22 protein-coding genes and 1 tRNA gene are annotated in these 21,269 nt (G+C 71.4%); 9 read left to right on the top strand and 14 right to left on the bottom strand.

Going from position 1 to position 21,269, the window contains the following annotated elements; genetic code table 11:
- Positions 1-19: 19 nt before the first annotated feature.
- The 9 genes from JOD48_RS03620 to JOD48_RS03580 all read right to left on the bottom strand — a co-directional run bounded on the left by JOD48_RS03620 (position 20) and on the right by JOD48_RS03580 (position 8,663).
- Positions 20-1,195, bottom strand: a complete 1,176-nt coding sequence (locus tag JOD48_RS03620) for an ABC transporter permease (protein WP_204807422.1) — start codon at positions 1,193-1,195, stop codon at positions 20-22.
- Positions 1,192-1,893: an ABC transporter ATP-binding protein gene (locus tag JOD48_RS03615; protein WP_191792130.1), complete on the bottom strand. Its 702-nt coding sequence runs from the start codon at positions 1,891-1,893 to the stop codon at positions 1,192-1,194. Before JOD48_RS03615 ends, JOD48_RS03620 begins: the two co-directional genes overlap by 4 nt.
- Positions 1,890-3,347, bottom strand: a complete 1,458-nt coding sequence (locus JOD48_RS03610; RefSeq protein WP_204807419.1) for an efflux RND transporter periplasmic adaptor subunit — start codon at positions 3,345-3,347, stop codon at positions 1,890-1,892. Before JOD48_RS03610 ends, JOD48_RS03615 begins: the two co-directional genes overlap by 4 nt.
- A complete protein-coding gene (locus tag JOD48_RS03605) occupies positions 3,344-4,093 on the bottom strand; it encodes a hypothetical protein (RefSeq protein WP_191792128.1) in 750 nt (249 codons plus the stop codon). Before JOD48_RS03605 ends, JOD48_RS03610 begins: the two co-directional genes overlap by 4 nt.
- Positions 4,090-4,965 (bottom strand): hypothetical protein, encoded by an 876-nt coding sequence (locus tag JOD48_RS03600; RefSeq protein WP_204807418.1) that lies wholly within the window; start codon positions 4,963-4,965, stop codon positions 4,090-4,092. The genes JOD48_RS03605 and JOD48_RS03600 overlap by 4 nt, the downstream gene beginning before the upstream one ends.
- Positions 4,966-4,988: 23 nt before the next feature.
- Positions 4,989-5,366, bottom strand: coding sequence for a peptidase inhibitor family I36 protein (locus tag JOD48_RS03595; protein ID WP_204807416.1), 378 nt, complete (start codon positions 5,364-5,366; stop codon positions 4,989-4,991).
- Positions 5,367-5,958: 592 nt separating this feature from the next.
- Complete coding sequence (locus JOD48_RS03590; protein ID WP_138826192.1) at positions 5,959-6,963, bottom strand: inorganic phosphate transporter; 1,005 nt, start codon at positions 6,961-6,963, stop codon at positions 5,959-5,961.
- Positions 6,964-6,968: 5 nt separating this feature from the next.
- Positions 6,969-7,589 carry a DUF47 domain-containing protein gene (locus JOD48_RS03585; RefSeq protein WP_030151734.1) on the bottom strand — a complete coding sequence of 207 codons (621 nt, stop codon included), beginning with the start codon at positions 7,587-7,589 and terminating at the stop codon, positions 6,969-6,971.
- 474 nt (positions 7,590-8,063) lie between these two features.
- Positions 8,064-8,663 carry a hypothetical protein gene (locus tag JOD48_RS03580; protein WP_204810312.1) on the bottom strand — a complete coding sequence of 200 codons (600 nt, stop codon included), beginning with the start codon at positions 8,661-8,663 and terminating at the stop codon, positions 8,064-8,066.
- A gap of 243 nt (positions 8,664-8,906) precedes the next feature.
- Between JOD48_RS03580 and JOD48_RS03575 the strand changes: the two genes are divergently transcribed.
- The 4 genes from JOD48_RS03575 to JOD48_RS03560 all read left to right on the top strand — a co-directional run bounded on the left by JOD48_RS03575 (position 8,907) and on the right by JOD48_RS03560 (position 12,264).
- Positions 8,907-9,425 (top strand): MarR family winged helix-turn-helix transcriptional regulator, encoded by a 519-nt coding sequence (locus JOD48_RS03575; RefSeq protein ID WP_204807414.1) that lies wholly within the window; start codon positions 8,907-8,909, stop codon positions 9,423-9,425.
- A 132-nt stretch (positions 9,426-9,557) separates the two neighbouring features.
- Positions 9,558-11,213 (top strand): MDR family MFS transporter, encoded by a 1,656-nt coding sequence (locus JOD48_RS03570; RefSeq protein WP_225227435.1) that lies wholly within the window; start codon positions 9,558-9,560, stop codon positions 11,211-11,213.
- 120 nt (positions 11,214-11,333) lie between these two features.
- Entirely contained in the window at positions 11,334-11,810 is a 477-nt protein-coding gene (locus tag JOD48_RS03565; protein WP_307823948.1) for a MarR family winged helix-turn-helix transcriptional regulator, read from the top strand.
- A gap of 1 nt (position 11,811) precedes the next feature.
- Positions 11,812-12,264, top strand: a complete 453-nt coding sequence (locus JOD48_RS03560; RefSeq protein WP_204807410.1) for a DUF2809 domain-containing protein — start codon at positions 11,812-11,814, stop codon at positions 12,262-12,264.
- 45 nt (positions 12,265-12,309) lie between these two features.
- Here JOD48_RS03560 and msrB read toward each other — a convergent pair whose 3' ends face one another.
- Positions 12,310-12,759, bottom strand: a complete 450-nt coding sequence (gene msrB / locus JOD48_RS03555) for a peptide-methionine (R)-S-oxide reductase MsrB (RefSeq protein ID WP_051703022.1) — start codon at positions 12,757-12,759, stop codon at positions 12,310-12,312.
- Between the two features lie 202 nt (positions 12,760-12,961).
- On the bottom strand, positions 12,962-14,386 hold the full coding sequence (locus JOD48_RS03550; protein WP_204810308.1) for a DEAD/DEAH box helicase: 1,425 nt from the start codon (positions 14,384-14,386) through the stop codon (positions 12,962-12,964).
- A gap of 571 nt (positions 14,387-14,957) precedes the next feature.
- Between JOD48_RS03550 and JOD48_RS03545 the strand changes: the two genes are divergently transcribed.
- Both JOD48_RS03545 and JOD48_RS03540 read left to right on the top strand, forming a co-directional pair.
- Positions 14,958-15,704 carry a M50 family metallopeptidase gene (locus JOD48_RS03545; RefSeq protein ID WP_204807408.1) on the top strand — a complete coding sequence of 249 codons (747 nt, stop codon included), beginning with the start codon at positions 14,958-14,960 and terminating at the stop codon, positions 15,702-15,704.
- Between the two features lie 69 nt (positions 15,705-15,773).
- Positions 15,774-16,151, top strand: coding sequence for a DoxX family protein (locus tag JOD48_RS03540; RefSeq protein WP_204807406.1), 378 nt, complete (start codon positions 15,774-15,776; stop codon positions 16,149-16,151).
- Positions 16,152-16,358: 207 nt separating this feature from the next.
- Here JOD48_RS03540 and JOD48_RS03535 read toward each other — a convergent pair whose 3' ends face one another.
- Entirely contained in the window at positions 16,359-16,643 is a 285-nt protein-coding gene (locus tag JOD48_RS03535; protein ID WP_191792120.1) for an iron-sulfur cluster biosynthesis family protein, read from the bottom strand.
- A gap of 353 nt (positions 16,644-16,996) precedes the next feature.
- Here JOD48_RS03535 and JOD48_RS03530 point away from each other — a divergent pair, with 353 nt between their 5' ends.
- Together JOD48_RS03530 and JOD48_RS03525 are read left to right on the top strand one after the other, a co-directional pair.
- Entirely contained in the window at positions 16,997-17,599 is a 603-nt protein-coding gene (locus JOD48_RS03530; RefSeq protein ID WP_204807404.1) for a class I SAM-dependent methyltransferase, read from the top strand.
- A 133-nt stretch (positions 17,600-17,732) separates the two neighbouring features.
- Positions 17,733-17,804, top strand: a tRNA-Lys gene (locus tag JOD48_RS03525).
- Positions 17,805-17,815: 11 nt separating this feature from the next.
- Here JOD48_RS03525 and JOD48_RS03520 read toward each other — a convergent pair.
- Entirely contained in the window at positions 17,816-18,493 is a 678-nt protein-coding gene (locus tag JOD48_RS03520; protein WP_204807402.1) for a PAS and ANTAR domain-containing protein, read from the bottom strand.
- A gap of 379 nt (positions 18,494-18,872) precedes the next feature.
- Positions 18,873-20,759, bottom strand: coding sequence for an alkyl/aryl-sulfatase (locus JOD48_RS03515; RefSeq protein ID WP_204807400.1), 1,887 nt, complete (start codon positions 20,757-20,759; stop codon positions 18,873-18,875).
- 325 nt (positions 20,760-21,084) lie between these two features.
- Between JOD48_RS03515 and JOD48_RS03510 the strand changes: the two genes are divergently transcribed.
- Positions 21,085-21,249, top strand: a complete 165-nt coding sequence (locus JOD48_RS03510; RefSeq protein ID WP_204807397.1) for a hypothetical protein — start codon at positions 21,085-21,087, stop codon at positions 21,247-21,249.
- Positions 21,250-21,269 lie beyond the last annotated feature (20 nt).

The raw sequence follows: 21,269 nt of genomic DNA, 5'->3' as shown, positions 1-21,269 counted from the left end.
AGCGGGCCGACAACCGTCGTCACGCGCCGCGCAGGGCCTGCGTCGGCGAGAGCTTGGCCGCACGCGACGCCGGGTAGGCGCCGGCTGCTGCACCGACGAGCACCGCCAGGACGATCCCCACCACGCCCGCCCACAGGTCGACCTTCGGCGACATGCCGGTGGCGATCCCGTAGCCGAGCGTCACGAGCACACCGATCACCGACCCCGCCACACCGCCGACCAACCCGAGCAGCGCCGCCTCGACGACGAACTGGAGCCGCACCTGCCCGGACCGGGCGCCGACGGCGCGGCGCAGGCCGATCTCTCCGCGCCGCTCGAGCACGGCGATGACCATCGTGTTCACGATGCCGATCGCGCCGACCAGGAGCGCGATGGTCGCGAGCCCGAGCGCGAGCGCCCGATACGAGCCGTCGACAGCGGTCTGCGCCTTCTCCAGCCGGGACGGCGCCCCCACCTTCACGGCGAACGGTGCGGCGGGGTTCGCCGTGGCGGGGATCACGGGTCGGACCGTGGTCGCCTCACCGCTGCGCGTGCGGACGTAGATCGTGGTGATCGCCGCCTCGTCGACGTTGGCCAGGGCCCACCGGTCACCGATCAGGGCCTTCGTGTCGAGCTGGGGCGCGAGCTGCGAGGGCGAGAGGATCCCCAGCACCCCGTACCAGGCGTCGCCGATCCAGACCCGCTGCCCGATGCTGGACACCCCGAGCAGTCGGGCGGTCGAGGACCCGAGGACGACGGCCGGCAGCGCCGAGGTCGACTCGTCGAACCACCTGCCGTCGGCAACAGTCAGGTCCATCGTGACCGCGAGCTCCGGCTCGACGGCCGCGACCGTGAGCCCGTTGCCCATGGTCCCGGGGACGAGGTCCGTACGGTACGCGTGCAGGCCTTTGAGGTCCCGGGTCGCTGCGGCGCCCTCGACGGGTCCGATCCGGCGGATCATCTCCGAGGCGGTGTCGGGGAGCGGGACGACCCCGTCCGGGCCGTCGCCGGGCGCGACCTCGAGCACGTTGGACCCGAGGGCCTCGAGCTGTGCCCGCGTGTGCGCCTGGTTGGTTCCGGCGATTCCCATGACCGCGACGAGCGTGGCGATCCCGATCCCGATCCCGAGGATCGACAGGAGGGCTCGCAGGGGACGCGACCTCGGGCCGAGCGTCGCTGTGCCGACCATGTCGGCGAAGGACAGGCGCGTCGTCATGCGAGCGTCCCCTGGCGGACGTCCTGCTCGATCCGCCCGTCGCGCACGCGGACGAGCCGGGGCAACGACGCGGCGATCGTCTCGTCGTGCGTGATGACGACGAGCGCCGTCCCGCTGAGGCCCCGCAGGAGCTCCATGACGGACGCCCCCGTCGCCTGGTCAAGGGCGCCGGTCGGCTCGTCGGCGAACACCACCTGTGGGTCGTGCGCGAGTGCTCGGGCCACGGCCACACGCTGCTGCTCACCGCCCGAGAGCTGCCCCGGTCGGTGGTCGGTGCGGGAGCCGAGCCCCACGCGATCGAGGGCGTGCCGTGCTCGTTCGTGACGTTCCTTGGGCGCGAACCCGGCGTACAGCAGGCCCAGCTCGACGTTCCGGGTGGCGTTCACGTGTCCGATGAGGTGGAACTGCTGGAAGACGAACCCGAAGGCCCGCGACCGCAGGGCCGCCTTGTCGCCGTCTGTCATCGTCGCGGTCGATCGACCGCCCACGACGACGTCTCCCGTGGTCGGGCTCTCGAGGGTGCCCATGATGGACAGGAGCGTCGACTTCCCGGACCCCGACGGCCCGACGACCGCGACGTGCTCGGACGGGCCGATCTCGAGGTCGATCCCGTGGAGCACACGCAAGGTTCCGCCCCCTGTGGGGAACTCCTTGGTGACGTCACGGATCGCGATGGCCGGGGCGCCGTCCGTCGTCACGGGATCTGCACCCGGTCGCCCGCCTCGAGCGCGTCCGAGGAGACCTGGACCCGTGCCTCCGCGATGAGCCCGAGCTCCACGGCGACGAGCTCCACACGATCGCCTTTCGTCACGCGCTCGACGGCGTAGCCCCCTTCGGCGAGCGCGAGCAACGCGGTCACCGGGACGATGAGCGCGTCCTCCGCGACGTCGGTCGACACCTCGATCGTGACCGCGGACCCCGCGAGCGGGGCAGCTGCCGCCTGGTCGGCGATGTCCACCCGCAGGACCGTCTTGCCCCCTGCGCCGTCCCCGCCCGTCCCCGCTGCGCCTCCACCGCCGTCGCCCTCCTCGCCGTCACCGGCGTCGGCGTCCGCCGAGGCACCGGGCGCCGAGCCTACGGCCGCGATGGTCCCCTCGAGGACGTCTCCGGAGGGGACACGGACCTGGACGACGCCGCCGATCGAGAGCGCGGCCTGCTGGGACGCCGTCACGGGCGCCTCGACGAAGGTCGTCATGCCCGTCCACTGCGCGATCTCGGCGTTGGCCGCCCCTCCGAGGCGGCCCGCGACCTTCTCGACCCGGATGGAGGGAGAGCTCAGCACGGTCACCTGGCCAGGCCCCACCGACTGCGCACGAGCGACCGCGAGCGTGTTCTTCGCTGCCACGACCTGCTGCTCGGCGTCCTTGACGGCTTGCTTCTGCCCGGTCAGGTCGGGCGGCGCGTCGAGTGCCTTGCGCGCCTTCTTCGCGGCATCGAGCTGCGCCTGCGGGAGCGTGGTGCTCGCGCCGCTCGCGGCCGCCTCGTCGAGCGCCGTCGCGGCGTCTGCCACAGCGGCGTCCGCCTGGGCGATGGTGAGCGCATCAGGCCGGACGTCCCCGGCGAAGAGCGCCTTCTTCGCGGTCACGACCCCCTGGTTGGCGGCGACCAGTCCGGCCTGCGCGTCATCGACGGACTTCTTGCCCTCGCTCGTCTCCGAGGGTGGCGTCTTGCCGGCGGCACGGTAGAGGGCCGCGACGGCGTCCGAGGTCTTGGTGTCGTAGACGTCGGAGGAGGCATCGCCGACGTCGTGGCCGAGGGCCGCGAGCGAGGACTTGAGGATGAGCACGTCCGGGCCGGCGTCCCCGAGCTTGAGCGCCCGCCACAGGGGGGTCGTCCCGGTCAGGAGGAAGACCGGCCTCCCGTCCACCTCGTAGAGCACCTGCCCGGCCGCGATCTCCGCCCCGGCCGCGGGGAGGGCCGTGAGGACGCCCTCCCCGGAGCCGGACAGCTGCGTGACCGCCCCGCGGGTCAGGTTCCCCGTCAGCCGCATGCCCGCCGAGAGCGCACCGCGTTCGACGACGGCGGTGCGCACCTCGGTCGACGCCTTCTTCTCGTCCTCGTCCGCCCCGGCGAGCCACGTCCCGCCGAGCGTCGCCGCGCCGATCACGCCGAGCGTGCTGAAGGCGATGACGAGCTTGGCGATCCGCTTCACGGGGCCTCCGTGCCGCCGTCGGACGGCGCTCCCCCGCTCGGAGGTCCCCCACTCGTGACGTTCGCGTAGATCGGTCCCTCGATCGCCTTCATGTACGGTGCGATGTCCAGCCCGCCGCCCTCGACCTTCACGGCGGCCTGGTAGTCGAAGTGGGGCGTGGGGTCGCCCGCGTCGGCGATCGGCTTCGAGCACGCGCTGCCGAGCTGCTGCGCCTGCTCGACCGTGAGCCCCTCGGGGATGACCACCATGTCCACGACGGGGTCGGCGATCATCGCGAACCCGGCGTCGCGGGCACACTGTGCCCACGCCCGGCTCGCCGCGGCCACGTCGTCGTCGACGAGCGTGTCCTCGACGGGGAGGTCGACCGTGGTGGACGCGTCGAGCAGGTCCTTGGCGCCGGAGAACTCGGCACGGCACTTCTTGATGTCCGCGTCCCGGTCCTCCCCGTCGACTCCGATCGGCGAGGTGTCCGTGTCTCCGAGGATCTGGGCTCCCTCGATCACGAGGAACCCCTTGAACGAGCCCTCGGTCTCGGCGTGCACGCTCAACCCGACGTCCGTCAGGCAGTCCGCGTAGTCCGCCGTCTTCTCGTCGGCGTACCCCCCGCGCACGGCGCCGCCGCCCTCTTCCTCCAACGAGGCGACCCCGTCCGAGGTCGAGGAGCAGGCGCTCAGCAGCAGCACGAGCCCCAGGGTCCCGACGAGGCCCGACCGGGCCGCGGCACGACCGCGCGCGCCCGCCCTCACTTCTGCCCCTCGAGCACGTAGTGGTCAATCGCCAGCTGGATCTCGTTCATCGAGTCCTCCACCCCTTCGAGTACTTCTCCATGCTCGGTGACGAGGCGTTCCTGCGCCTCACCGACGGCCGAGAAGAACGCCTTGTCATAACCTGACTGCTGCCTGCACCCCACGTCGATCCTCGCCGCCTCGACCTCGTCGACGGGCGCCGGCCGCATGTGGGAGTCACCGGTTCCCGCCCAGCCCTCACGGGCGTCCACGGTCTTCAGCACCGAGACCCGAAAGTCGAGGGGCGTGCCGCCCGCGTCGCCGACCGGCGGATCCGCCTTCACGACGCACTCACGCCACCGCTCGACGCTCGTCGTGATGCGGATGCGCTGGTCCTCCAGGGCCATGTCCTGACTCTTGGCGTTGAGCTGCAGCAGCACGTTGGCGGGGGACGCGATGTCCGGCACGGGCCCGCGGGACTCCTCCGTGCACGCCTGCTGTGCTTTCGCGTATCTCTCTTCCTCACCGGGTGGAATGCTCCCGGAAAGATCAGCCGGCGGCTCGATCAAACGCGGGTCCCTCGGCGCCCGATAGCCGAATTCTTCGACAACGTCCCGCTCGAGGTTCGGATATCCCAGAGCGCTGAACGCGTGCACCGCGGGCTGATTCACGTCCCATGTCCCCACCGTGTATTCCAGCCCGGACTCCGCCATGCATTCAGCCATGAATGCGTCGACCGCAGCACCGTAGAGCGCGAGGTCGACGAAACGACTCTCGAGCGGGAGGGCGAAGGGTGAGTCGAACCGGCCGGACGCGGCCTCGCCGCCTGCCGCCGCTCCGGAGCACCCGGAGAGCAGCAGGACGGCGAGGGCGCACCCGGCCGTGAGTCGCACAGACCTCACGGAACCGTCGCGTCTCAGATAAACCGTGCCGACGTGATCGAGTCCTGGAGCCACGAGCCGGCCAGGTCCGACGACACGTAGCCACGGTTCAGGACCCAGGTCCTACCGGTGTAGTTGAGGTCCTGGGACCAGGCGGCGTTGGACGTGCGTCCACTGTTCTTGAGCGAGCTGGCCATGTCGTCGAACCCGAAGTTCCGCATGTCGGGGATCCCGTACTGGAACGACACCTTCTTGCCGACGTTGCCCGGGTTGTAGTTCGCGTGCTCCCATGCACACGCATACCCGGCGGCACAGTCGGACGAGGCCGAGGCGGGCGCGGCGGCGACGACGCCACCCCCTCCGATGGCGGCAGCGACTGCTGCTGCGGCCACGAGCTTGCTGATCTTGCGCATACGATATCCCCCAAATGTATCGAGTGAACAAAAGATCTCCGAGAGCGATCCGGCACGTCAACTGTGCCGGCGGGCGTTCGGAGAAGTCCCAATAATGACCGACCGGTAGTTAAGTTTCGGAGCCATTCGTTGGCGACCTCGGGAAGCCTATTGGGCCCCTTCAGAGCGTGTCAAGACACATTCTGCTTCACTTCGTCACGGAGAAACTCGCACCTACCACGAGCATGGTCCGGAGCAAGAAGAATTGCCGTCCGACCACCTGGGACACGGCGACGAGCGGAAGAGGGCGTCGCACGGCGCGGCCCGCGGGCCCCGCGGCGCGGCGACGGGGGGGGCACGACGGGGCATTCGGGCGGCACGGCGCGACACCGGGCGACACCGCTGCCCAGGGGGCTCTTTACGGGGAGACACGTCCCGGGCGTGCCCTCGGCTCGCGATACGGGAAGGGTGCACGCCGACGTGAGCGACGCGCGGCCGGGCCGGGCCCTGCGTCCGGCGTCGTCGTTCAGGGGCGGCCGCTCTGGACCTGGTCGCCGAGCGTCGCGCTCCCGGTCGCGCGGACCGCGACGCACCGCCCGGCGACCTGGTCGGTTCAGAGCAGGATCGGCGACAGGATCCAGTACATGATCGCGGCCACGAGCGCGGCGGCGGGGATCGTCAGGACCCACGCGATGCCGATGTTCTTGGCGACGCCCCACCGCACGGCCGACAGGCGCTTGGTCGCGCCGACGCCCATGATCGCGGACGTGATGGTGTGCGTCGTGGAGACCGGGGCGTGCAGCGCGAACGCGTTGACGTAGAGCACGATCGCGGAGACGGACTCGGCGACGAACCCGCGCGCCGGGTCCAGCTCGATGATCTTGCGGCCGAGGGTCCGCATGATGCGCCAGCCGCCCGAGTAGGTCCCGGCGGAGATCGCGGCGGCCGCGGCGAGCTTGACCCACAGCGGGATGCCCTCGTCGGGGCTCGCCCAGCCGACCGTCAGGAGCGCCATGAAGATGACGCCCATGGTCTTCTGCGCGTCCTGCAGGCCGTGGCCCAGGGCCATGGCCGCGGCGGACACGGTCTGCGCGAGGCGGAAGCGGCGCGTGGTCTTGGAGGGGGCCGCGCGGCGGAACGCCCACAGCAGGCCGACCATGACGATGAACGCGAGGCCGAAGCCCACGAGCGGGGAGAAGATCATCGGCAGGACGACCTTGTCGACGATCGAGGCGCCGTAGATCGCGAGCCCGCCCGCGAGCCCGGCGCCCACGAGGCCGCCGATGAGCGCGTGCGTCGAGGACGACGGGAGCCCGAACCACCACGTGATGAGGTTCCACACGATCGCGCCGACCAGGGCGCACAGCACCACGACGAGTGCCGTGTGCGGTGGCACGTCCTCGAGGTCGACGATCGAGGTCGCGATGGTCTCGGCGACCTCGGTCCCCAGGAGTGCGCCGGCGAAGTTCATGACTGCCGCCATGATGAGCGCGGCGCGCGGCGTGAGGGCCCTCGTCGAGACGGATGTGGCGATCGCGTTGGCCGCGTCGTGGAATCCGTTCGTGTAGTCGAAGCTCAGCGCGAGCGCGACGACGAGGACGACCAGAGCGAATTCCACGGGGCTCAGGACTCCTTGAGCGCGATGGTCTCGACCATGTTCGCGACCTTCTCGAACGCGTCGGCGGCCTGCTCGAGGATCTCGATGACCTCCTTGAGCTTGATGAGGAGGATCGGGTCGGAGACGTTGTCGAAGAGCTCGGCGAGGAGCTTGCGGTGGATCTTGTCGGCCTGGTTCTCGAGGCGGTTGACCTCGACCCAGTACTCGGCGAGGTCGTTGAGCGAGCGCAGGCGCGGCATCGCCTCGGCGGTCAGCTCGGCCGCGCGCTGCAGGACCTGGACCTGCTCGCCGACGCGGGCGGGCAGCTCCTCGATCTTGTACAGGACGATGAGGTCCGCGGCCTCTTCCATGTAGTCCATGCAGTCGTCGAGCGCGGAGGCCAGCCCGTAGATGTCGTCGCGGTCGAACGGCGTGACGAAGGTCTGGTTGAGGCGTCGCATGATGGTGTGCGTCGCGTCGTCGGCCAGGTGCTCGGTCTCCGCGAGCTTCTTGGCGAGCTCCTTGCGGGTCGGGCGGTCTGCGCCGAGCAGCTCGGCCAGGAGGTTCGCCCCGGTGACCAGGTGCTGAGCGGAGTCGGCGAGGAGGTCGAAGAACGAGGTATCGCGCGGGGTGAGGCGCAAGCGCACGGGAGGCTCCGAAAGGGCTGGACGCTGGTGGGTTTTCACAGGCAGATGACGACCGCACGAAGCGATCGTCACCCGGATGTCACAGGTGTTCTGTTGGAAGGTGACGCTGTGGTGAGTTGCGCCGAGAGGGCGCGTTAACGCATCTCTAACGCTCGTCAAATGTAACCGAACTGTCGCCTGAACGTTCAATCGCTCGCGGCGACCGGCGGGAGCCGCCGAGGGCCTCGAAAGGGCAGGCCGGACGGTGCTCACGTCGTGGTGGGAGCGACGCCGGGCCGGGAGCGCCTGTCGGCGCGAAGGCCGCTCGAAGCGGCTGATGTTGGAGCCCGGGGCTACCGCGACCCGACGTCGTGAACCATCGTACGCCCGCGTCCCGGAGGCTTCGAACCCGCAGGTCACAGGGCCCGTCGAGCCGTGGAGCGGACCTCGGGGTCCCGACGCTCGGGGAACGCGGAGCAGCCCGACGGCGCCGCGTCAGTCGAGCTTGTCGGCCCGCCACAGCGCGGCGGAGTGCTCGAGCTCCTCGGCCGTGCGCAGCAGCGACGAGGCGCCGCGCGTCATGCGCAGCGCGGAGTCGGGGTCGCCGGCCTCGCGCGCGTCGGCGTCGAACGCGGCGCCCGTGGCGAGGATGCGGCAGAACGCGGCGGCTCGTTCGAGGGCCACGGCGAGGTCGCCGGCGAAGACGCCCGAGAGCACGGCGTCGGCGAGGTCGCGCACGTCCTCGGGTCCGGGCGGGCTGACGACGCCGGCGACGACCTCCTGGACGGGGGCCGCGTCGACGCCGAGACGGTAGCGCAGCGCCACGGTCTGCGGGTCACGGCGCACCCACTCGCGCAGGACGTACAGGCGCCAGAGCGCGCCGGGGAGGGTCGCGGGGGCCGAGTCGGCCCAGAGGCCGGACACGACGTCGAGGCCTTCGGTCTCGACGAGGCGGATGAGGCGGTCGACGACCCGGGGGTCCTCGGCGGCGCGCGCGCCGTGCACGATCGCGGCGGCGGTCGTGTGGGCGATCTGGTCCCGCAGCGCGGGGTCGAGGTCGCCGGGGAGCTCGTCGGCCTCGCGCGGGTCGAGCATCGCGGGGCGGCGCGGACGGTGACTGGGTGTCGGTTGTTCGCTCACCTCTCGATCGTACGCAGGGTGCCCGACGGCGGAGCGCGGGGCGGGTGCGCAGGTGACTGGTCGTCGCCGGGCCGTGGTCGACGGCCGACCCGACCCTCGCTCCGGTACAAGCGTCCCAACAACATGCTCGCTGCAACTATTGCCTTCAGCAACCATCTGGGTTTATGGTTGCTTGCAGCAACTAAGGAGATCTCTCGCGTGCCCCTCTCCCCCACCCCCTCCCTCGACACCCCCGCCGCCCTGACGGCCGACCCCTCGACGGCCCCGAGCGCCCCCCACAGCCACGTCCTCGACCTGCCCGTCAAGGAGCTCACGGTCGCCCTCGAGGAGCTCAACCGCGCCCAGCGCGAGGTCTCGGCCCGCCTCGCGCGCGAGCTGGACTTCCCCCGGGCGTCGCTCGGTGCGCTGCGCCTCCTGCAGCGCTGCGGCCCCCTCCAGGTCACCGAGCTCGCGCACCACCTCAAGGTCGACCTGTCGGTCGCGAGCCGACAGGTGACGCACCTCGTCGACGCAGGACTGGTCGAGCGGACGGCGTGCGACGACGACCGACGTGCCCGCAGCGTGACGCTCACGCCCGAGGGCAGGGAGAAGGTCGACGAGACGTTCCGCCTCCTCATGAGCCGCACGGCCGAGACGTTCGCCGGCTGGACCGCCGAGGACCTGCGCGCCTCGATCGACCAGCTCGGACGCCTCACCGAGGCGCTCTCGCGCGCCTGACGACCCGCCCCCTCGCGCCTCGCGCCCCAGAACTACCGCCCAGGGCGACCCGCCCACCCGTCCCGGCCTCCGCCGTCGGGCACCGCTATGACGTCTCGACGACAAAGCACGACCTATGAATGTGAGTCCCGTATGAGCGCAACCACCACCATGACCCGCAGAGAGGTGCTGGAATCACTGTCCGGCATCCTCCTCGGGATGTTCGTCTCGATCCTCGCGACCTCCGTGGTCTCGAGCTCGCTGCCCAAGATCATCAACGACCTGAACGGGTCGCAGTCGTCGTTCACCTGGGTCGTCACCGCGACCCTGCTGACGACCACCATCTCGACCCCCATCTGGGGCAAGCTCGCCGACCTGACGAACCGCAAGGTCCTCATCCAGCTCGCGCTGGTCGTCTCGGTCGTCGCGTCGGCCCTCGCGGGCCTGTCGCAGAACGTCGGCACCCTCATCGCGTTCCGCGCCCTCCAGGGCATCGGTGCCGGTGGGCTCATGGCGCTCGCCATGGTCCTCATCTCCGACATCATCTCCCCGCGCGAGCGCGGCAAGTACATGGGCCTCATGGGCGCGATCATGGCCGTGAGCCAGATCGGCGGCCCCCTCCTCGGCGGTGTCCTGACCGACACCGTGAGCTGGCGCCTCAACTTCTTCGTGGGCCTGCCGTTCGCGATCGCCGCGATCGTCGTGCTGCAGCGCACGCTGCACCTGCCGCCCATCCCCCGCCGCGTCGTGAAGATCGACTACTGGGGTGCGCTGCTCATCAGCGTCGGCGTCTCGACCCTGCTGCTGTGGGTCACGTTCGCGGGCAACAACTTCGAGTGGGTCTCGTGGCAGAGCGCCGTCATGGTGATCGGGTCGCTGCTCGCCCTGGTCGCGGCCGTCCTCGTCGAGAAGAGCGCGGTCGAGCCCATCATCCCGCTGCACCTGTTCAAGAACCGCACGTTCGTCCTCGCGGTCCTCGCGAGCGTCGCGGTCGGCGTCGCGATGTTCGGCACCGCGGTCTTCCTCAGCCAGTACATGCAGGTCGCGCGCGGCAAGACGGCGACCGAGTCGGGTCTGCTGACCATCCCGATGATCGTCGGGACGTTCATCGCCTCGACCCTGATCGGGCAGCTCATCACGCGCACCGGCCGCTACAAGGCCTTCATGGTCACGGGCGGCGTGCTGCTCGTCGGGTCGCTGTTCGCGCTGTCGACGATCGACTACCACACGAGCTTCGTGCTCATCAGCGTCTACCTGTTCTTCCTGGGCGCGAGCATGGGCATGCTCATGCAGAACCTCGTGCTCGCGGTCCAGAACACCCTGGACGTCTCGGAGATGGGCGCCGGCACCTCGACCGTCGCGTTCTTCCGCACGCTCGGCGGAGCGATCGGCGTTTCCGTCCTGGGTGCGGTCCTCGCGAGCAAGGTCACGAGCTCCATCCAGGAGGGCCTGGCCAAGATGGGCGTGCCGAGCGACGGGACGGGCGGCACCGTGCCGGACGTCTCGACGCTCCCCGCCCCGATGCGCGACCTCGTCGAGCGCTCGTACGGCGAGGGCATCGCGGAGATCTTCCTCGTGGCCGTGCCCCTCGCGGTCATCGGCCTGATCTGCGTGCTGTTCCTCAAGGAGGTCCCGCTCGGCACCAAGTCCGGTCTCGACGAGCGCCTCGAGCGCGAGCTCGCGGCCGGCCTGCCCGACCTGACCGACGAGATCGAGCAGGAGCACGAGGGCGACTTCGCGGCCGCCGAGGGCTCGGTCCTCACGGGGGCCGGGGACAGCCCCGCTCGTGGGGGCAGCACCTCGCGCTGACCTCCTTCTCGCAGGACCTCACCCGGGGCCGTCGTGGATGCGTGTTCCACGGCGGCCCCGCCGCACGCCATGATGGGGCGTGTGATCCCGCCCTCGCCGACCGACCAGCCGGAGCCGACTGTGTCCTCAACGCCCACCCCGCCCCCCGCCGACGAGTCGCCGCTCTACGCGCTCGAACGCGAGCTCCGCGTCCTGACGCGCCGAGCGGGCTCGTCCGCGAACGCGATGGCCAAGCGCATCCACCCCGACCTCGACGCGAGCGCGTACCCGCTGCTCGCCCACATCTGGGCCAACCCGGGCGTGCGCGGGTCGGACCTCGCGCAGCAGTTCGGGGTGGGGCGCGCGACGATCTCGCGGCAGCTCGCCCGGCTCGAGTCGGTCGGGATGGTGGACCGCGAGGTCGACCCCGAGGACTCCCGCGGCCAGATCATCACGCTCACCGAGGCCGGGGAGACGCTGCTGCGGACCACGCACGAGCGTCGCGTCGACTCGATCTCCCAGGCCCTGAGCGACTGGTCGCCCGACGACGTCGCGGCCCTCGCCGCCCTGCTCCACCGGTACTCGGAGGACGTCGTGCGCTGGCAGGCGTCGCGCTGACATGACGTCGGGTGACGCGCCGACGGGGCGGCCGGGCGTCGCGCCCCCGGCGTGGTCTGCCCGACGGCGCAGCCGCCTGCGCGTCCTGGCCGTCCTCGCGGCCGTGGTCGCGCTGGGCCTCGTGGTGACGAAGCAGGTCCCCGACCCCGTCGGTGACGTGGTCGGGGACCTGCTGTACGCCGTCGCGGTCTATGTGGCGCTCGTGCTCGTGGCCCCTCGGCTGCGGCCGTGGGTGGCCGGGACCGTGGCGCTCGCGTGGTGCTGGCTCGTCGAGGTCCTGCAGGCGACGCCTGTCGTGGCGGCCGTGCTGGACGTCGTGCCCGCGGCCGCGTGGGTGCTCGGGAGCACCTTCAACGCGCGCGACCTGGTGCTCTACCTCGTGGGCGTGCTGCTCGCGGTCGGCCTCGACACCCTCGTAGGTGTCAGGACGTCGGAGGTGTCAGAACGAGCGTGACCTCGAGGTCACGCTCGTTCTGACAGGTGCTGCAGTGCCGCGGGCTCAGGCGCCGGCGTCCTCGAACGTCAGGCTGAGGCTGTTCATGCAGAACCGGTCGCCCGTCGGGGTCTGCGGCGCGTCGTCGAACACGTGACCCAGGTGCGAGCCGCAGTTGGCGCACCGCACCTCGGTACGGACCATGCCGTGGCTCCGGTCCTGGATCAGCTCGACCGCGTCCGACTCCTTGGGCGCGTAGAAGCTCGGCCACCCGCAGTGCGAGTCGAACTTGGTGTCCGACCGGAACAGCTCGTGCCCGCAGGCCCGGCACCGGTAGACGCCCTCGCGCTTCTCGTCGAGGAGTTCGCCGGTCCAGGGGCGCTCGGTGCCGGCCTGCCGGAGCACCGCGTACTCGTCAGGAGCCAGCTCCTCTCGCCACTGGGCGTCGGGCTTGGCCACCGGATACACCTTCTGCGAGAACAGGCTTCCGGTCGTGTCGTGGGTCTCGTTGGTCATGCTCCACCTCCGACAGCGACAACCGTGCCGGGTCTCCGGCTGTTCCCGGACGGTCCTGCCGCCGAGGGTGACGGGGCGCTTCCGCCGGGACGCAGAGGACCCCGGTGATGATCCGAAGATCACCACCGGGGTCCTCAAGCACGTCGTCACCCTCGGCGACGGAACCCGTCACGCTCGGCGGGCGAGCGGACGAGCGCGTCCGTCAGTACGACGACGACGAGTACACCGTCGCCGAGCCGCCACCGCGCTGCGCGCGACCGCGACCGCCACGACGACGAGCCTGCGCACCAGCGCCTCCCTCGCCGCCCTGCGCCGACTGGCCGCGACCACCCTGGGCGCGCTGCGCCGTCGGGCCTGCGGACTTGGCCGGGGCCGACGTCCGCGTCGCACGCGTCCCACCGTTGCGCGACGGCGTGCCACGACGGGCCTGCGTCTGCGGCGGCGTGATGTCCGCGGGGCGCACGTACTCGGCGACCTCGCCGACGAGCGACGTGATCGCCGCGTCACCGGGGGCGACGGGCTGCGGCTGCGCCGTGATCTTCGCCTTGCGGGTCAGGTCCTTCACGTCGCTGCGCTGCTCGGGGAGCATGACGGTCACGACGACGCCCTCGGAGCCGGCGCGAGCCGTACGGCCCGAGCGGTGCAGGTACGCCTTGTGCTCGGCCGGCGGGTCGACGTGCACGACCAGCTCGATCTCGTCGACGTGGATGCCGCGCGCCGCGATGTCGGTCGCGACGAGCACGCGGACGGACCCGTTCGAGAACGCCTCGAGGTTGCGCTCACGCGCGCCCTGGCCGAGGTTCCCGTGCAGGTCGACCGACGGGATGCCCTGGGCCGTGAGCTGCTTCGCGAGCTTCTTCGCCTGGTGCTTGGTGCGCGTGAACAGGACACGACGGCCCGTGCCCGACGCGAGCTGCTGCACGACGTCCTTCTTCGCGTCCGCGTCACGGACCGCGAAGATGTGGTGCGTCATGTTGGAGACGGGCGACTCGGCCGAGTCGACCGAGTGGCTCACCGGGTTGCTCAGGTACCGCTTGACGAGCTGGTCCACGCCGTTGTCGAGCGTCGCGGAGAACAGCAGGCGCTGGCCGCGCGTCGGGGTCTTGTCCATGATGCGCTTGACGCCGGGCAGGAAGCCCAGGTCGGCCATGTGGTCGGCCTCGTCGAGGACCGTGATCTCGATGCCGTCGAGCGACAGGACGCGCTGGTTGAGGAGGTCCTCGAGGCGGCCCGGGCACGCGATGACGATGTCGACGCCCGCGTTCAGGGCGCTGACCTGGCGGCTCTGCGCGACGCCACCGAAGATGGTCGTCGTGTTCAGGCCCAGGGCCTTCGCGAGCGGCTCCATCGTGGCGTTGATCTGGTTGGCGAGCTCACGCGTCGGGCACAGGACCAGGGCGCGGGGGCGACGAGCGGCACGGCGCGTGTCCGACTGGGACAGGCGCGTGACGACGGGCAGCGAGAACGCGAGGGTCTTGCCCGAGCCCGTGCGGCCACGGCCCAGGACGTCGCGGCCCTTGAGCGTGTCCGGCAGCGAGGCCACCTGGATGGGGAACGGCGACTCGATGCCCTGGCTCGAGAGCTCACGGACCACCGTGGTCGGGATCGCGAAGTCGGCGAACGTCAGGCCCTCGGGCACGACGGTCGGGACCGACGAACGCTCCACGGCGGGACGCTGCTCGCGCTGCTCGCGGGGAGCGCGCTGCTCACGGTTGCCACCGGCAGGGCGGCCCTGGCCGGCGCCGCGGCCGTCGCGCGAGTCGCGCTCACGGACCGGGCGACCGTCACGGGTCACCTTGGCGGGACGCGAGTCGCGGTTGTCGCGCTCGTCGCGGGAGTCGCGGGCCGGACGGGCCCGGTCGTCGCGAGCGGGGCGGTTGGTGTCGCGGGACTGCTGTCCCTGCGACGCGTTGGTACGGGGGGCTGCGGCGTTCGGGCGCACGGCAGCACGAATGGGGTTGTTCAAGGGTTTGCCTCTCGGGCGTAGGGTCGGGGTTCGCCGCAAGAAATCCAGGGAACTCCACGACGCTGGGCGCGCAGAGATGCGCAGCCACGGTCCCCACTCTCTCACGACTGGGGCGCACGTGCGTCGATGGTGATCGACGTCTCCACATCCCTCACCGATCCCTCACCTCCCCGGCGGCTCGCCCAGGAGCTCGCCCGGACCTCGCACGTCCCGCCCATGCGGGCGTGGTGGAATGTCGCCCGTGGACTTCATGAGCTCCGTGGGCGACGTCATCGGTCAGATCTGGTCGGCGGCCACGACCCCCGTGCCCGCACCGGCCTCCGCGGTCGTGCTGTCGATGTCGCTCGTCGCGCTGATCGTCGTGGTGTTCACGCCCGTGTGGCGGGTCGCCCGGCACGTCGTGACGATCGCGCACGAGGGTGCGCACGCCATCGCGGCCCTGCTCACCGGAAGGCGGTTGACGGGTATCCGCCTGCACTCCGACACATCGGGCCTGACGGTCTCCTACGGCAAGCCGCGCGGCTTCGGCATGGTCCTCACGGCCTTCATGGGCTACGTCGGCCCGGGCCTCGTGGGGCTCGGGGCGGCCGCGCTGCTGCGGGCGGGCTACGCCGTCGGGCTCCTGTGGCTCCTCGTGCTGCTGCTGACCCTGATGCTGCTGCAGATCCGCAACTGGTTCGGCCTGTGGTCCGTGCTGGTGAGCGGCGTGGCGCTCGTCGTCGTGTCGTGGGCCGCGACGCCGCCCGTGCAGAGCGCCGTCGCGTACGCCGTGACGTGGTTCCTGCTGCTGGGCGCGATCCGGCCCGTCCTGGAGCTGCAGATCTCCCGCAGCCGCGGCAAGGCCCGCCAGTCCGACGCCGACATGCTCGCGCGGCTCACCGGCATCCCCGGGCTCGTGTGGGTCGGGGTGTTCCTGCTCGTGACCGTCGGAGCCGCTGTGCTGGGCGGGTACTGGATCGTGTCGCCGGCGGCCCCGTGAGCCTGCCGGCCCACCGCAGCGGGTGACGGCCCCAGGGCGAGCCTCACCCACCCTGCCTAGCATCGGGACATGGCTCTCTCCCCCGCGTCCTCCGCCGTCTCGCTCGCGGCACTGCTCGGCTCGTCCGGCGTCGTGCACCTGGTGCGTCCGCAGGTCTTTGAGCCCCTGATCCCCGACGCTCTCGGGGACCCGCGCCCGTGGGTCACGTGGAGCGGCGTGGCCGAGCTGGCGTGCGCGACGGCGCTGCTCGTCCCGGCCACGCGTCGCGCCGGGGGCCTCGCGAGCGCCGCGCTGCTGGTGGGCGTCTTCCCCGGGAACGTGAAGATGGCGCTCGACTCGCACCCCGGCGCCCGGTCGTGGGCCCGCAGGCCCGTGGTGGCGTGGGGACGCCTGCCGGTCCAGGTGCCGCTCGTGGCGTGGGCGCTGGGGGTCGCGCGGCACGGCTGAGCGACCTTCGCCGTCGACGTCGTCAGAGCGCACGACGACGGGCCGCCCGCTGTTCGCGGACGGCCCGTCGTGGTGATCGGGTGCGTAGCCCTGGCCGGGCCGGGAACCTTCCGAGGAGGAGGGGGGTCGGCTCCCGGGACGGGCGGGCCGCGCAACCGGTCGAGACGTGGTGCGGGCTGTCAGGCCCCGCAGGTGGTGCCGGGCCGGTCAGGCCTGCGGCGTGAGGACGAACCCGGGGCCCTCGGTCGCACGAGGGTCCGTGTCCAGCGTGAGGTTCGCGAGCGCGATCGAGGTGGTCGGCTCGACGAAGACTCGTGCGTCGCCGCTCTCGACGACCGTGTCGTCGGGCTGCGGGCTCGGGACGAGGGCCAGCTCGAAGTCGCCGGACTGCGGCGCCGACTCGGCGATCCGGAGTCCGCCACCGTCGGGCACTCCGGCCCGCGTGGTGAGGTCCTGGACTGCATCGCGGGCGTTGTCGGTCAGGGTGAGCATGGAAGCTCCTCTCGGTTGCCTGGGGACGCACGGGCAGTCTTGCGACGAACCCTCGGCGTGCGCCTTTCGGTTGCCTCCAACCAAACAAGGATCGGGCCCGATCGCAAGGCCAGGGACTGATTCACGGCGTGTCTCTCAAAAAATGGGATCGGGCGCGACAAGCCCTCGCGGATCGGGTTAGGGTCCGCGCCCGCGGGAGGCGCGGGCCCCCCGCGGCCGCCGCCGCTGGGCCCGCCACCGGCCGCCGCTGGAACGCCGTTGAGTGCGGAGTAGTTGTCGTGCATCGTGCCGTTTCACGACAACTACTCCGCACTCAACCCCGGCCGGCAGGCGCCGGTGGGAGCATGGCGCCCATGACCGCGCTTCACTCACCGGACCACTGGGCCGTCTACAACGCCGCCCAGCCGGGCCGCGGCGTCCGGGCTCTGTGCCGCGAGGTGCTGGCGCTCGCAGGCCCGGGAGCGGGCAGGCAGGCGGTCGACCTGGGGTGCGGCGCGGGCGTCGAGTCCGCCGCGCTGCTGGCTGCGGGGTGGCGTGTCCACGCGGTCGACGGCGAACCGGCCACCCCGTCGCTCGTGCGGGCCACCGCGGGCGGCGAGGGGGGAGACGCGCTGAGCGTCGCCGTCGTGCCGTTCGCCGACCTGGTGCTGCCACCCGCCGACCTCCTCTATGCCGGGTACTCGCTGCCGTACGCGTCGCCCGACGACTTCCCACGCGTCTGGACCGAGATCCGCCGCGCGCTGCGCCCTGGCGCGTGGCTGGCGATGAACCTGTTCGACGTGCACGACTCGTTCGCGGGGACGATCGACGGGACCTTCCTGACGCGCCCCGAGGCCGAGGCCCTGTTCGACGGGCTCGACGTCGTCGAGGTCCGCGAGGAGGACGAGGACGGCGAGTCGTTCAGCGGCCCCAAGCACTGGCACGTCTTCGACGTCCTCGCGCGCGTCCCGCGCTGAGGCTCCGCCGGGGCTTCCCCGGCCCGACGACGCCGCCCACCACCCGTGGTCGGGTCGCCGTGGGCAGGGGCTCGGCGCGTAGACTCTGCGCGGGCCTTGGTGCCGCCTCGGACGAGGCGCGCGCACGGTGCCCGGGCCTCTAGCTCAATGGCAGAGCTGCGGACTTTTAATCCGTAGGTTGTGGGTTCGAGTCCCACGGGGCCCACCGTCCTGATCTCACCGCACGGGCCGCTTCCCCTCGAAGAACCGGTCGAGGTCGGCCCGCCGCATCGCGCCCTCGTCCCCGCCGACGGTGAGCTCGGCGACGAGCCGCCGGGACAGGTCGCGCAGCGGTTCGTTGTTCACGCTCGAGTGGTGGCACATGAGGTCGAACGCCTCGTCGGCGGGCAGCCCGTAGATCGCCATGACGGCACCCTTGGCCTGCTCGATCGTCGAGCGGCTCGCGGAGGACGCCCGGATCGCGGCCGTGGCCTCGCGCTGGGCGAGCTCGCGCTGTGTCGTCGTGAGGTCGATGAAGTAGCCCGAGACGTGCGTCGTCTCGCCCGTGCGGCGGTCGAGGCGCCCGCGCCCCACCACGCCGAGCGTCCGGGTGCGTCCCAGCGCGTCGACGATGCGGTGGACCGAGCTGAAGGGGTCACCGGTGGTGACGGCGGCGAGCAGGACGTCCTCGACCCGTTCGCGGTCCTCGGGGTGCTTGTGCGCGAGCATGAGCGCGGTCGTGGGCATGATCTCGCCGGGCCGGAAGCCGTGCATGGCGTACAGCTCGTCGGACCACCACCAGCTCTGGTCGGACAGGTCGAGGATGAACTGGCCGACGATCTGCGGTGCGCCGCGCAGCAGGGCCTCGGCGAGCTCGGGGTCGAACCGGCGAGACGGGTTGTACGAAGTGGTCAAGTAGGCCCCCAGGGCATGGGAAAGGAGCGGGCCTACTTCCAGACTCCTCGGTGATACTAGCCCGGATCCGTTGCCTCACCAGCGAGGACAGCGCCCCGACGGCGGAGCGCCCGCGCGTGGGCCGGCTCGCGGTCGTGCGGGTCGGGGAACGACGAAGCCCCCGTCGGCCGGGGCCGGACGGGGGCTTCGTGAACGTTAGGTGGTGGCGCGATGCAGGGGGTACTTCGCGCCACCGAGGAAGACATTACCCCCAACCGGCGCGGGTTGACGAACCGCGTTCGGATGGCGGGCGATCGGACGCACTCCTGCCGATCTCACCCGCTCCCCGCTCCCCGCTCACCGCTCAACCGGGCAGGCAGCCCGGCTCTCCTGCCGTCGCCTAGGGCAGCACGATCTCGAACGAGGGGTCGACGGTGTCGAGGAATCCGAGGAGCCGACCCCATGCCCCCGCGTCACCGTCGACCTCGACGGTCCCCGCAGCCGTCAGGTCACCCAACGTCTGTGGCGCGACGACGGCCTGGAGGAAGCCCGGCTTGGCGGCCGTGAACGTCGCCTCGGGGGCCGTCGCGTCCTCCGCGCCCGGGACCTGGTGCGTGAGCACACCGTTCGCGAGGCGCACGCGGTGCCGCTCACCGTCGACCACCCAGTCCAGGAGCACCGTCGCGTCCCACGCGCGCGGCCCGTCGATCCGGATCGCGATCGAGTCGAGCGCCTGCTCGACGGAGAGCGCCGCCAGGATGTCGGGCGCGGCCGACGCGGTGGGCGTCCCGAAGTTCCCGTCCCGGAGCTCGACGGCCCCGGAGAGGAAGAAGTTGCGCCAGGTGCCGTTCTCGCTGCCGTACCCGAGCTGTGTGTAGGCCTGCACCTGGAGCTCGCGCGCCTCGGTGTGCGCCGGGTCTGCGAACAGGACGTGGTTGAGGACGGTGACGACCCAGCGCAGGTCGCCGGCCTCGAACGACTCGCGCGCCTTCGCGACCGTCGCGTCCGCGCCACCCATGAACTCGACGTAGCGCCGCGCCTCCTCGACGGGCGGGTGCTCCCAGAGGTGCGCGGGGTTGCCGTCGAACCACCCCATGTACCGCTGGTAGACCGCCTTGACGTTGTGGCTCACGCTGCCGTAGTAACCGCGGGCGTTCCACGCGCGCTCGAGAGCGGGCGGAAGGACGATCTGCTCGGCGATCTCCTTGCCCACGAGGCCCTGGTTGAGCAGGCGAAGCGTCTGGTCGTGCAGGTAGGCGTAGAGGTCCCTCTGGGTCGAGAGGAAGCCGACGAGCTCGTCCCGACCCCACGTGGGCCAGTGGTGCGAGGCGAACACGACGTCGGAGCGGTGCCCGAACAGGCGGATCGCCTCGGTGAGGTACTCGGCCCACACGTGCGGGTCGCGCACGAGCGCTCCTCGCAGCGTGAGCGTGTTGTGGAGCGTGTGGGTCGCGTTCTCCGCCATGCACAGGGCCGAGCGCTCGGGGAAGAAGAAGTTCATCTCGCTGGGGGCCTCGGTGCCGGGCGTGAGCTGGAAGTCGATCGTGACGCCGTCGACCACCTCGCGCTGCCCCGTCTCGGTGACGTAGAGCGAGGGGAGGATGAGCGAGACCGTGCCCGTGCTCGTCGTCTGCCCCAGACCGGCCCCCACCTGGCCGCTCGGACCCTTGGCGAGCGCCGCCCCGTACATGTACCCGGCGCGCCGTGCCATGGCGGTGCCCGCGTAGACGTTCTCGGACACGGCGTGCTCGACGAAGCCCGACGGCGCGATGACCGGCACGGTCCCCGCGTCGACGTCCTCCTGCGTGGTGACGCCCTTGACGCCGCCGAAGTGGTCGACGTGCGAGTGCGAGTAGATCACCGCGGTCACGGGGCGCTCGCCCCGTTCGCCGCGGTAGAGGGCGAGGGCGGCCGCTGCCGTCTCGGTCGAGATGAGCGGGTCGATCACGATGACACCGCGGTCCCCCTCGACGAAGGTGATGTTCGACAGGTCGAAGCCTCGGACCTGGTAGATCCCCGGCACGACCTCGAAGAGCCCTGCCTTCGCGACGAGCCCGCTCTGCCGCCACAGGCTGGGATGGACCGTGCCCGGGGCCGGCCCGTCGAGGAACCCGTACCCGGTGGTGTCCCAGACGACCCGACCGGCGTCGTCGAGCACCTGCGGCCGGGAGGACTCGGCCAGCAGGCCACGCGCCGCCGCCTCGACGTCGCGCGTGTCGTCGAACGGCAGGGTCTCCTGGGCGGTACGGAACGACGCCGCGACGCTCTCGACGACAGGATCGGACATGGAGGCTCCTCGGACGACGCGGGGCCGCTCCCCGTCGAGCGGCATCTCCCACGCTAGGCCCGAGGCGCGAGGGGCGCGCGGGCTGGTCCCGGACAGGCGCCGTGCGCGTGTGACGACTGACCTGCACGTCCCATGCATAGACGTGGTGTCGTCCCACTCAGTGAGCGCCGCCAGCATTCCCAGGATCGACACCTAGGGTTTGAACGACGGCCCGCCCCCTGTGTGGCAGAAAACACCACGTACCAGGAGGTTCTTCGAATTGCGGGCAGCGGCCTCCTACATGCAGAGTGGGACAATGGTATGGGTTACGGTAGGGCTGGTTCTCGTGGTGCTCGGCGTGCTCCTCGCCGCCCGCGCCGCGTGGGCCGTGCGTGCCGGTGAGCAGCGCGGGCGTCCTAGCACCGGCGGTCACGGCATGGGCATCGCCCTCGGCGCAGGCATCGCCTTCTGGGGAGCGGTGATCACCACGATCGCCCTCATCGTCGGCTGACCTCAGAATCAGCTGACCAC

This window comes from Oerskovia paurometabola, assembly GCF_016907365.1.
In the GTDB taxonomy this organism is placed as follows: domain Bacteria; phylum Actinomycetota; class Actinomycetes; order Actinomycetales; family Cellulomonadaceae; genus Oerskovia; species Oerskovia paurometabola.
The sequence above is the reverse complement of the archived record's forward strand: the minus strand, read 5'-3'. Positions and strand labels throughout refer to the sequence as shown.